This is a genomic window from Gillisia sp. JM1 (assembly GCF_000424645.1).
Lineage (GTDB): Bacteria > Bacteroidota > Bacteroidia > Flavobacteriales > Flavobacteriaceae > Gillisia.
In genome coordinates, this window is sequence record NZ_AUKH01000007.1 from 342,068 (window position 1) to 353,784 (window position 11,717).

The following is an 11,717-nucleotide window of genomic DNA, read 5'->3' on the forward strand; positions in this document are numbered from 1 at the left end:
ATATCATGATTAAAAAATTTATTGAACGTCCAGTTCTCTCAACGGTAGTTTCCATTATTATTGTAATACTAGGAATCCTAGGGTTAACAAATCTGCCTATTACTCAATACCCTGATATTGCACCTCCAACTATTACGGTAAGTACTGCTTACCCGGGCGCCAGTGCAGAAACTATTCTGGAAAGTGTAATTGTACCTATAGAAGAGCAAATTAATGGGGTGGAGGGAATGACCTATATAACCTCTACTGCCACCAATAATGGTACTGCTTCTATCACTGTATATTTTGACCAAAATGTAGATCCAGATATTGCCGCGGTAAACGTACAGAACCGTGTAGCAAGAGCCAATCCATTATTACCGGCAGAGGTAAAACAAACCGGGGTAACCACACAGAAGCAGCAAACCAGTGCGTTGATGTATCTTTCATTTTTTAGCACCAATACAGATTACGATGACACTTTTATTCAGAATTACCTTAAAATAAATGTGATTCCAGAGATCCAGAGGGTGAATGGAGTTGGTAATGTGTCCGTATTTGGAGGGAAAGATTACGCGATGAGAATTTGGTTACAGCCAGAAAAATTGAAAGCTTATAATCTTATGCCCTCAGATATCACCGCAGCGCTAAGAGAACAAAGTTTAGAAGCTGCAGCGGGTTCCTTAGGTGAAAATAACGGAGAAACATTTTCTTACACTATTACATATAGCGGAAGATTTAAGACAGAAGATCAATATAGTAACATTGTAATTAAAGCTTTAGGAGACGGACAGTTTTTAAGACTGAAAGATGTTGCTGAAATTGAACTAGATGCACAATCTTATGATGGTGGTTCTACTACTAATGGATATCCTGCAGTAAACATGGGAATCTTCCAAACAAAAGGATCTAATGCACAAGAAATTATTATTACGATTAAAGAACAACTGGAACTTATAGAAAAAGATCTTCCAGATGGAATAGAAATTTTTATTCCTTACGATACCAATAACTTCTTGAATGCCTCTATAGAAAAAGTAGTAACCACTTTAATGGAAGCGTTCTTACTTGTATTTCTTGTAGTGTTCATATTCCTTCAGGATTTTAGATCTACTCTTATTCCTGCCATTGCAGTTCCTGTATCTATTATTGGAACATTCTTTTTCTTGAACCTCTTTGGATATTCCATTAACCTTCTTACCCTTTTTGCTTTAGTATTAGCCATTGGTATTGTGGTAGATGATGCCATTGTGGTGGTGGAGGCCGTTCACGCTAAAATTGATGAAGGTGCCAATGATGTTAAAAAGGCTACCGTTAATGCTATGGATGATATATCTGGAGCTATTATTTCTATTACCTTAGTAATGGCAGCTGTATTTATTCCGGTTACTTTTATTAAAGGACCAACTGGAGTTTTCTACGAGCAATTTGGAGTAACTCTCATTATAGCCATTATAATTTCAGCAATAAACGCTTTAACCTTAAGTCCTGCTCTTTGTGCTTTGTTATTAAAACCACACGAAAAAAAGCAAAAAGGAAAAGAGAAAAAGAACTTTCTTCAACGCTTTTATACTGGATTTAACCGCGGATTTAATGCTACCATCCACAGATATGGACAATCATTAGGCTTCTTATTCAAACATAAATGGATCACTCCCGTAATTCTCCTAATTGCTGTTGGAGGGATCTGGTGGGCTTCTTCTACAACCCCAACTGGATTTGTACCAGACGAAGATCGGGGAATTATATTTATGAACGTAGAGCTTCCTGCGGGCGCATCTCTTGATAGAACCGATGAGGTGAATCAAAAACTTTACGAAAAGATCTCTCAACTTCCCGAAGTTAAAGGAGCATCTGTTATTAACGGTAGAAGTTTGATTAGTGGAGCTGGTAGTAATTATGGTCTTGGGTTTATAAAGTTGAATGATTGGGATGAGCGTGAAGATGATAGCCAGTCTATCGAAGCCGTAACCGAAAAATTATTCGGGATTGCAGCTACTATACCTGAAGCGAACGTTATATTCTTCTCACCTCCAAGTATTCCCGGGTTTGGTAACTCCTCTGGTTTTACGGTGAACTTATTAGATAGATCTGGATCTAGTTTTGAAGAATTAGATAAAGTGAATCAGGAATTCATGCAAAAATTAACTTCAAGACCAGAAATACAATATGCGCAATCTTCCTTCAACACCCACTATCCTCAATACGAGATAGAATTAAATGTTCCGGTAGCTAAGAAGTTCGGAGTTCCAATTAGCAGTATTTTCTCTACGCTACAAGGATATATTGGTGGAGTTTATGCTTCAGACTTTTCGAGGTTTGGTAAACAATACCGCGTATACATTCAGTCTTTACCAGAAGATAGAGCTACCAAAGATGCACTTAATGAGCTATATGTTAGAACTGAAAGCGGTGAAATGGCACCAATCACCGAGTTTATGACTCTAAAACGGGTATATGGTCCGCAATCTGTTACAAGGTTTAACTTGTTCAACTCTACAACCCTTACTGGAGCTGTAAATCCAGGATATAGCTCTGGAGATGCAATTGCTGCAATAGAGGAAGTGGCTAAAACATTACCTAGCAATTATAGTACTGCATACTCTGGATTAACGCGTGAAGAAGTTAGTGCGGGAAATCAAACCACAACGATCTTTATTCTCTCAATCATATTTGTATATTTCTTACTAGCTGCTCAATATGAAAGTTATTTATTGCCACTTTCGGTTCTTTTCTCATTACCACTAGGGGTTTTTGGAGCATATCTCACTACAAAGCTTACTGGTTTGGAGAATAATATATATTTCCAGATCGCTTTAATAATGCTGATAGGACTACTTGCCAAAAATGCCATTCTAATCGTGGAGTTTGCTATACAGCGGAGAAAGAATGGAGAATCTATTGTAGATGCTGCTATAGATGGTGCAAAAGCACGTTTGAGACCTATTTTAATGACTTCTTTTGCCTTCATTCTTGGTTTGACGCCCTTGGTTTTAGCCAACGGTGTTGGAGCGCAAGGTAACCGTTCTATTGGTACAGGTGCTGTTGGTGGACTATTGATAGGAACTATAACCGGGGTGTTTGTTATTCCAATTTTATTTATGTTTTTCCAATGGTTACAGGAAAAAGTTGGTAAAAAACCGGAGCCAGATACAATAGAGAGTGAATAATCTGAACAAGAAATTTAATACAATGAAAATCTTATATAAATCAAAATTCTTAATTCTTGTGATGCTTGCCCTAAGCTTACAATCTTGTTTTGTAGCTAAAGAATACAAGCGGCCAGAGAACGTTGTTCCCCAGGAAAATCTATATAGAACAGATGAGTTACCTCAAGATAGCCTGAATATGGCTGAGGTTTCTTGGAGAGAAATGTTTAAAGATCCTGTCTTGGATTCTTACATAGAGAAAGGACTTCAGAATAACTTGGATGTGCGTATTGCTATTCAGCAAATATTATCCGCAGAGGCTTATGTAAAGCAGGGAAAAGCCGGATACCTTCCAACTTTAGGATTGGGGACAAGTTTAAATCATCAAATCCTGTCTAAAAACAGTCAGTTTGGCTCTTTTTTCGATGGAAGTATTACCCAATATGAAGCAACCGGAAACCTTTCCTGGGAGGCAGATATCTGGGGAAAAATAAGAAGTAATAAACGAGCATTTGAGGCTTCCTATCTTCAAAGTGTTGCGGCACATCAAGCAATAAAGACCAGGTTAATTGCCAATATTGCCACTAGTTATTATCAATTATTGGCTTTAGATGAACAAAAGAGGATCACAGAAACTACAATAGAGACAAGGAAAAAAGGTTTAGAAACCACTCAGGCTTTAAAGGAAGCTGGTAATTTGACTGAAGTTGGAGTGAAGCAAACTGAAGCTCAAGTTTACACTGCAAAAGCTATTTTGATAGATATCAACAATGAAATTAGATTGTTAGAGAATTCACTTTCTATTCTTCTTGGCGAAGCGCCTCAAAATATTCAAAGAGGAAATCTTAATGAACAGGAGATCACCGCAGATCTTGAAGTTGGTGTTCCAATGCAATTATTGAAAAATAGACCAGATCTTATTGCTGCAGAGTATAATTTGGTAAATGCCTTTGAGCTTACAAATGTGGCGAGAAGTAATTTCTATCCTTCTTTAAGTTTAACTGCTTCCGGTGGATTTCAAAGTTTAGATATCGATGAACTTTTTAGTGTGAATTCTCTTTTTGCAACTCTTATTGGTTCTTTAACCCAGCCAATTCTTAACGGAAGAAAGATCAGAACCCAATTTGAAGTAGCACAATCTCAAAAAGAACAGGCGGCTCTTAATTTTGAAAAATCACTATTAATTGCAGGAAAAGAGGTTTCTGATGCCTTGTATAATTATAAAGCAAGTACAGATAAGATAGAAGCAAAATCTATGGAGTTTCAAGCATATTCTGATGCTACCGTATATTCTGAAGAATTACTTAAAAATGGTTACGCTAATTATCTGGAAGTATTGACGGCTAGAGAGAATGCCTTGAGCTCTCAGTTAGATCTTGTTAATGCCAGATTCAATCAGTTGAAATCTGTGGTGGATCTTTATAGAGCCCTAGGTGGTGGGTGGAGATAAAAATTTATTAGTTGTTAGTTGAAGCATCCCGAAAGTTTTAAAGCTTCTGGGATGTTTTAATCTAGAACCTCGGGGGAATTAAATCCTCAATGAGGGAATTTTCCGCCTTTGGCTGTCCACCAAGGCTGCATTTCTATTTTGTCCAGTTCTTGTAGGGATTGATGCAAAGTTGAGAGTTATAATAGTTGTTATTCCCTGTTACTTCCTCGCCTAACCAATTAGGTTTTTCAAAAATGTCCTCCTCAGAAAGCAATTCAATTTCTGCTATAACTAGCCCTTGATTACTTCCAGAAAATTCATCTATTTCGAAAGTGAATTCTTTAGATTTCACTAAATAGCGCACTTTTTCAATAGCGCCTGGCTCACAAAGTTTTAAAAGCTCCAAAGCTTCCTCTACCGGAATCTCCTTTTCCCATTCAAACCTTGATAAACCACTTTCAGAAGACTTCCCCTTAATAGTTATAAACGCTTTTTTATCCTGAATCCGGATTCTGGTGGTTCTTTCCGGGTGCGAGTTTAAATAGCCTTGTTTTATTTCTGAACTTTTAAATGCTTCAGTTTTATATTTATCTGAAGTCACTAAAAATTTTCGTTCTATTTCTATCATAAATTTCGAGAGTTATTCTGAAGCTAATTTCTGAATTTCATCAGATTCGATCAATATCTTAGGATAGCCAGAATTTGCGCAAATATGCATTGCTTTTGCGATAGTTTTAGGATGAATAGATCTATATTTTTTTAGGGAACCAACCAGTAGGTTATTGAAAACCTTCATTCCTTTAATAGCTAGTTTTTCGAAAAATCTTTCTTCTTCTCTATCTCCAGCAATTAATGAAGGCTGAAAAATATAGGTGTTCGTAATTCCTTGTTCCAGTACTTCATGCTGCATCTCCCCTTTCACTTTATTGTAAAAAACACCGCTATTGGCATCGGCCCCAAGTGCAGAGATCACCAAGAAAGTATCTATTTTATTCTCTCTACAAAGTTTAGCAGCGGTAACCGGAATTCCCATGTCAATTTTTTTATAGGTTTCCTTGTCTGGGGTTTGACTTTTAGTTGTACCAATACAGCAGTAGACTTCGTCTGCATTGAAACTGTCTTTATAATCCTCTACCTTGAGTAGATCTACTAAATGCTCTTCCAGTTTTTCATGCTCAAACCCAACACTAGATCTGGAGAACACCTTCACTTTTTTGTAATTAGGATCATTCAGTAAAATTTTTAATAAGTAACCTCCTGTTAACCCCGTTGCCCCTAATAGTATCGCTGTTTTCATAATATCAATTTCTTTGATTTGTTAACAATTCCAATAATTCCCCATGCTGAGACCCGTGATAAAAAAATTATCCAGCCGAGGAAATTGATGTATGAAAGATGCTGAAACGAGTTCAGCATGACGGCAGTTAAAACAATACCGTCACCCTGTCCCGATACTTCGGGAGTTTCAGGGTCTCTTATTCAGAGTAACTTTGAAAATACGTCAATGGTAACTTGTTTCAGCATCTAATAAGTGACCTAAGCCTAAGCTTTTTGGTTTTATATTAAAATTTATTGACTATCCAAAGATAGCGGATTATAACCTAGTCAAAAACATTAGTTAATAAGGTTACTTAGTATTAGGCTAATTCAAGTTTCACTAAATTTACGATGTGAAAACCCAATTCCCAATAAGAAAGATAATTCATATAGATATGGATGCATTTTACGCATCTGTAGAGCAATTGGATGATCCCGATCTACGGAATAAACCAGTTGCTGTTGGTGGGAGTTCAGAAAGAGGTGTGGTTTCTGCTGCTAGCTACGAAGCTCGTAAATTTGGTGTAAAAAGCGCCATGAGCAGTGTGATCGCAAAGCGAAATTGCCCAGAGTTAATCTTTGTAAAACCCAGATTTGAACGATACAAAGAAGTCTCAAGTCAAATAAGAGAGATCTTTTTAGAATATACAGATCTTGTTGAACCACTGTCTTTAGATGAAGCTTATTTAGATGTTACTGAGAACAAAAAAGGGATTCCTAGTGCATCTATGATCGCCAAAGAAATCAGGGAGAAAATAAAGGAAAAGACTGGTTTAAATGCTTCGGCAGGAATTTCCATAAATAAGTTTATTGCGAAGGTTGCAAGTGACATTAACAAGCCAAACGGACAAAAAACAGTAAACCCAGAAGAGGTAGAAGCCTTTTTGGAGCAATTGCAGATCAGGAAATTCTATGGTGTTGGAAAAGTAACTGCCGAAAAAATGTACCTTTTAGGGATCTTCAAGGGGATTCAATTAAAAGAAAAATCTGAAGAGTTCCTCACAGAGAATTTTGGAAAGAGCGGAAGATATTATTACAATGTAGTTCGAGGGATTCATACCAGTGAGGTAAAAACAGATAGAATTAGGAAATCCCTTGGTGCCGAAAGGACTTTTAATGAAAATATCGCTTCAGAGATCTTTATGATGGAGCGTTTAGAGAATATAGCGGAAGAAATTGAACGCCGACTTAAGAAGAGTAAAGTTGCCGGTAAGACCGTCACTTTAAAGATAAAATATAGCGATTTTACTTTACAAACTAGAAGCAAGACCCTGCCTTATTATATAGGTTCAAAAGCTGTTATTTTAGACACAGCAAAGGAATTATTGTTTCAGGAAAAAATGAAAAATTCTGTTCGACTCTTGGGAATTACACTTTCCAATTTAAACACAGGAAAAAAGGAAACTCACGTAAAAGAGAAAGAAATAGCGGTACAACTAAAGTTTGATTTCTAATTAAGTGTTTTTCACTAAAAAGCCACGAATACACTAATAAAACATTAGTGTATTCGTGGCTTTTTTATTTTAATCTAGGTGTTATTTTATTTCAGAAACACGTAGGGTATTTACCATTCCTTTATCGGCAATTGGCATAGCGGCCAGATTTATTATAAAATCTCCAACTTCTGCATAACCATTGTCACTTGCTATTTTATTAATATCCTCGATGGTCTCATCTGTGCTTGAAAACTTATCATAGAAGAAAGCTTTTACTCCCCACAGTAAACTTAACTGAGATAATATTCTATGGTTAGAAGTAAACACCAAAATCGTTGATTCAGGACGCCAAGCCGAAATTTGAAATGCAGTATATCCACTATTTGTTAAGGTACATATTGCTTTTGCTTTTATTTCGTTAGCCATTATCGCTGCATGAAAACACACAGATTTTGTGATATACCTGTTAGTTCTAACATGTGGAGGATCGTGTGGCACCTTAATAAGCGGTGAGTTTTCTACACTCTTAATGATCTGTGTCATTTTCTCAATCACCTGTACCGGATATTTTCCAACAGAGGTTTCCCCACTTAACATTACCGCATCTGCACCATCCATCACAGAATTTGCCACATCATTTACCTCTGCTCTTGTTGGAGTAAGGCTTGTGATCATGGTTTCCATCATTTGAGTAGCAATGATAACGGGAATTCTTGCTTTTTTGGCAATTAGCACCAATTGTTTCTGGATAAGCGGAACTTCTTGAGCAGGGATCTCTACACCAAGATCTCCACGTGCTACCATTAGCCCGTCGCAGTATGCAACTATTTTATCTATGTTCTCTACGCCCTCAGGCTTTTCGATCTTAGCAATAATTGGAATTTTATGATCACTGTGCTTTTTGATCAATTCCTGTAATTCCATAAGGTCTTCTGCATGTCTCACAAAAGAAAGCGCGATCCAATCTACTTCTAGTTCACAGGCAAAAATCGCATCTTTTATATCCTTAGTTGTAAGTGCCGGTAAAGAGATCTTTGTATTAGGAAGATTCACCCCTTTTCTGGATTTTAAAGGACCTCCCTGAATTACTTTTGCAACTACTTCATCGGTTTTGTTAGTGCTTATAATTTCAAACATCAACTTCCCATCATCCAATAAAACTCGTTCTCCAGGTTGCACATCTCTTGGAAACTGTTCGTAGTTCATATAAACTCGAGATGCAGTTCCTTTAAATTCTTTTCCTGTGGCAAAAATGATTTGGTCTCCTGGGTTAACAACCACTTCTTCCTTCATTTTTCCCACCCTTAATTTAGGGCCCTGGAGGTCGGCAAGTATTGCTGCGGTATATCCAAATTCTTCATTAAGCTCCCGAATCATTTTAATTCGCTCCTTCACATCTTCATAATCTGCGTGCGAAAAATTAACTCTAAACACATTTACCCCTGCTTCTAGCATATCTTTCAACACAGATTTTTCGCTAGTTGCTGGTCCTAATGTGGCTACAATTTTTGTTCTTTTATTTGCTGGCATTAATCTACAATTAAATTATTTCTTGATTTTAGCTGATTTACATCAACTATATATGTTGTTATAACTCTTGGAATCCTGCTAATGGCATTCAAGAGATCCTGAATAAGCTCTTCCCCTAGATCATCTTCTATTTTTAGAAAATAATCTACCTTTTTATACTCTGGAATTAAATGCGTGAGTTGAGTAGAATTTTCTTCTTCTACAAATAACGACCCCGAACTAACCACTTTTTTTACAGATCCTTTATACTTGTTCTTGAACAAATAATACGTACGGTATTTTGTAGGTTCTCTAAAAAAATAGAGCGGATACAATGCCTGCACCTCCCCGTGATTAAAATCCACGTCGAAAGGAGTACGTTTAAGGCTTAATTGCAGGTTCATATTCAATAAAAAAGCCATTTTAAATTCCTCTAAAGAACTATGGATGGCCAATAAATGATAATCATCCTCTACATCATCCAAAAGTAATTTGTGGGATAACATACTCTTAATCTTTAATGTTAAAGATAGAATAAGAATACAGAATTCTAAGGAAATTAGAACATTTTTTGCGAAATACTTACGAAAACGTTATAGTTGGAAAGAGTTGATTTCTAGTTATCTATCTTAGTTTGAAGCGCGTAATATGCCCTTTTAGATGCCTTTTCTTCTGCTTTCTTTTTTGAAGTAGCCCTTGCTTTTGCCACCACTTTATCTTCGATTCTAAGTTTTACAGCGAAGTGTTTCATTTCTTCATTACCAGAATCATCATAAACCTCGTAATTGAAGTTTTTCTTGGTTTTTTGGCACCATTCTATAAGTAAGCTCTTATAACTAATCACTTTTCCTTCCAGCTGTTCGATATCTACATATGGAATGATAACCCTATCAAATATAAATTTCTTGCAATATTTATATCCACGATCCCAATAAATTGCTCCTATCAGGGCTTCAAAAAGGTTTCCGTGAATATTTGCTCCAAACTGTTCCTTTGGAATATTAGTTTGCACGTGACCAATAAGATTCAGGTCTTTACCCAATTCATTCAAATGCTTTCGGCTTACAACCTTAGAGCGCATCTTGGTAAGATACCCTTCATTGCCACCTGGAACTGTCTTAAACAAATAGGCTGCTATTACTGCACTAAGCATAGCATCTCCCAAAAATTCCAAACGTTCAAAATTTATAGCATTCCCTTCTTCATCTCTTTGATTTAAAGATCTGTGAGTAAATGCTTTTCTATAGAAATTGATATTCTTAGGTCTAAATCCCAAGATCTTTTGCATTTCTATAAAAAAATTCCCGCCTTTAGAAGAACGGGAATTTAATATGTTTCGAATAACACTCATTGCGATAGGTTATTCATCTAATTTTTTAAACAGTACACATGCGTTATGACCTCCAAATCCAAAAGTATTACTCATTACTAGGTTAACTTCGCGTTTTTGCGCTTTGTTCAAAGTAAGATTTAATTCCGGATCTATGTTTTCATCTTGATGTTCGTGATTGATCGTTGGAGGGATAATTCCATGCTTCATAGAAAGTATTGAAGAAATAGCTTCAATAGCTCCCGCAGCTCCTAACAGATGACCTGTCATGGATTTTGTTGAATTGATATTAATATTCTTAGCGTGTTCTCCAAAAACTTTAGAGATTGCTTTCAGTTCAGCTACGTCCCCTAGTGGTGTAGATGTTCCATGAGTATTAATTGCGTCTACATCTTCAGGTTTTAAACCTGCATTTTGCAAACAATTCTCCATTACTGCAATGACACCAATTCCGTCTGGATGTGGCGCCGTCATGTGGTAGGCGTCAGAAGAAAGTCCTCCGCCAACAAATTCGGCGTAGATCTTTGCTCCACGTGCTTTTGCATGTTCATATTCTTCTAAAACCAAAGCACCTGCTCCTTCTCCTAATACAAATCCATCTCTGGTTGCATCAAAAGGTCTAGAAGCCGTTTCGGGACTTTCATTTCTTGTAGAAAGAGCATGCATGGCATTAAATCCTCCCATTCCCGCTTTTGTTACTGCAGCTTCAGATCCGCCAGAAATAATCACATCGCTATATCCCAAGCGAATATTATTTAAAGCATCAAACATAGCATTAGCAGCAGAAGCACAAGCCGAAACTGTTGTGTAGTTTGCTCCCATGAAACCATGACGAATCGAGATATTACCAGGAGCAATATCTGCAATCATCTTAGGGATGAAAAATGGATTAAAACGCGGTGTTCCATCTCCTTCAGAGAAATTGATCACCTCATCCTGGAATGTTTCCAGTCCTCCAATTCCTGCTCCCCAAATCACTCCAACCCTATGTTTGTTAACAACATTCAGGTCTATTCCGGAGTCTTTAATGGCTTCATCTGACGCAACAATTGCGTATTGCGCAAATCTATCTAACTTTCTAGCTTCTTTCCGATCGAAAAAATCAAGCGCATTAAAATTTTTGAGTTCACAAGCGAATTTTGTCTTAAACTTTTCAGCATCGAAATAGGTTATAGGTGCACACCCACTCTTACCAGCTACCAATGCATTCCAATATTCTTCAACATTGTTTCCAATAGGCGTGAGGGCTCCTAAGCCTGTAACTACTACTCGCTTTAACTCCATATAGTACTATTCTTTTTTATTTAGCTTTTTCAATATAAGAAATTGCTTGACCAACTGTAGCAATGTTTTCTGCTTGGTCATCTGGAATCTGGATATCGAATTCTTTTTCAAATTCCATGATCAATTCCACAGTGTCTAATGAATCAGCGCCTAGGTCGTTCGTGAAACTTGCTTCTGTAACAACTTCGTTCTCGTCTACGCCTAATTTGTCAACGATAATCGCTTTTACTCTTGATGCAATGTCTGACATAATATTCTATTTTAATTTTGATTAAGTGGCAAAA

General features: G+C 36.8%; 10 protein-coding genes. 3 read left to right on the forward strand and 7 right to left on the reverse strand.

The genetic code is table 11. The features are described 5' to 3' along the window. The first annotated feature begins 5 nt into the window (after positions 1–5). Together H033_RS0101545 and H033_RS0101550 are read left to right on the forward strand one after the other, a co-directional pair. Positions 6–3,149 (forward strand): efflux RND transporter permease subunit, encoded by a 3,144-nt coding sequence (locus tag H033_RS0101545; protein WP_026836759.1) that lies wholly within the window; start codon positions 6–8, stop codon positions 3,147–3,149. A 22-nt stretch (positions 3,150–3,171) separates the two neighbouring features. Next, positions 3,172–4,578: an efflux transporter outer membrane subunit gene (locus tag H033_RS0101550; RefSeq protein WP_026836760.1), complete on the forward strand. Its 1,407-nt coding sequence runs from the start codon at positions 3,172–3,174 to the stop codon at positions 4,576–4,578. 133 nt (positions 4,579–4,711) lie between these two features. Here H033_RS0101550 and H033_RS0101555 read toward each other — a convergent pair whose 3' ends face one another. Both H033_RS0101555 and H033_RS0101560 read right to left on the reverse strand, forming a co-directional pair. Then, positions 4,712–5,185 (reverse strand): CYTH domain-containing protein, encoded by a 474-nt coding sequence (locus H033_RS0101555; RefSeq protein WP_026836761.1) that lies wholly within the window; start codon positions 5,183–5,185, stop codon positions 4,712–4,714. A gap of 12 nt (positions 5,186–5,197) precedes the next feature. Continuing rightward, positions 5,198–5,854 (reverse strand): NAD(P)H-binding protein, encoded by a 657-nt coding sequence (locus H033_RS0101560; protein ID WP_034885998.1) that lies wholly within the window; start codon positions 5,852–5,854, stop codon positions 5,198–5,200. A 373-nt stretch (positions 5,855–6,227) separates the two neighbouring features. Between H033_RS0101560 and dinB the strand changes: the two genes are divergently transcribed. After that, a complete protein-coding gene (dinB, locus tag H033_RS0101565; RefSeq protein ID WP_034885999.1) occupies positions 6,228–7,328 on the forward strand; it encodes a DNA polymerase IV in 1,101 nt (366 codons plus the stop codon). Positions 7,329–7,409: 81 nt separating this feature from the next. On the opposite strand, the gene pyk is transcribed toward dinB, so the two are convergent. The 5 genes from pyk to H033_RS0101590 form a co-directional block, all read right to left on the reverse strand. Further along, entirely contained in the window at positions 7,410–8,840 is a 1,431-nt protein-coding gene (gene pyk / locus H033_RS0101570; protein WP_026836764.1) for a pyruvate kinase, read from the reverse strand. Continuing rightward, positions 8,840–9,325, reverse strand: a complete 486-nt coding sequence (locus H033_RS0101575) for an IPExxxVDY family protein (protein WP_026836765.1) — start codon at positions 9,323–9,325, stop codon at positions 8,840–8,842. The genes pyk and H033_RS0101575 overlap by 1 nt, the downstream gene beginning before the upstream one ends. Positions 9,326–9,435: 110 nt before the next feature. After that, the gene (rnc, locus tag H033_RS0101580) at positions 9,436–10,170 is read right to left on the reverse strand and encodes a ribonuclease III (protein ID WP_026836766.1); all 735 of its coding nucleotides are present in this window, start codon (positions 10,168–10,170) and stop codon (positions 9,436–9,438) included. A 9-nt stretch (positions 10,171–10,179) separates the two neighbouring features. Further along, positions 10,180–11,433: a beta-ketoacyl-ACP synthase II gene (gene fabF / locus H033_RS0101585; protein WP_026836767.1), complete on the reverse strand. Its 1,254-nt coding sequence runs from the start codon at positions 11,431–11,433 to the stop codon at positions 10,180–10,182. 16 nt (positions 11,434–11,449) lie between these two features. After that, complete coding sequence (locus H033_RS0101590) at positions 11,450–11,683, reverse strand: acyl carrier protein (RefSeq protein ID WP_010227409.1); 234 nt, start codon at positions 11,681–11,683, stop codon at positions 11,450–11,452. Positions 11,684–11,717 lie beyond the last annotated feature (34 nt).

Coding starts and splice junctions, on each gene's coding strand:
- H033_RS0101555 (WP_026836761.1), bottom strand. CDS start 5,185: ATGATAGAAATAGAACGAAAATTTTTAGTGACTTCAGATAAATATAAA.
- H033_RS0101575 (WP_026836765.1), bottom strand. CDS start 9,325: ATGTTATCCCACAAATTACTTTTGGATGATGTAGAGGATGATTATCAT.
- H033_RS0101550 (WP_026836760.1), top strand. CDS start 3,172: ATGAAAATCTTATATAAATCAAAATTCTTAATTCTTGTGATGCTTGCC.
- H033_RS0101590 (WP_010227409.1), bottom strand. CDS start 11,683: ATGTCAGACATTGCATCAAGAGTAAAAGCGATTATCGTTGACAAATTA.
- rnc (WP_026836766.1), bottom strand. CDS start 10,170: ATGAGTGTTATTCGAAACATATTAAATTCCCGTTCTTCTAAAGGCGGG.
- H033_RS0101560 (WP_034885998.1), bottom strand. CDS start 5,854: ATGAAAACAGCGATACTATTAGGGGCAACGGGGTTAACAGGAGGTTAC.
- pyk (WP_026836764.1), bottom strand. CDS start 8,840: ATGCCAGCAAATAAAAGAACAAAAATTGTAGCCACATTAGGACCAGCA.
- H033_RS0101545 (WP_026836759.1), top strand. CDS start 6: ATGATTAAAAAATTTATTGAACGTCCAGTTCTCTCAACGGTAGTTTCC.
- fabF (WP_026836767.1), bottom strand. CDS start 11,433: ATGGAGTTAAAGCGAGTAGTAGTTACAGGCTTAGGAGCCCTCACGCCT.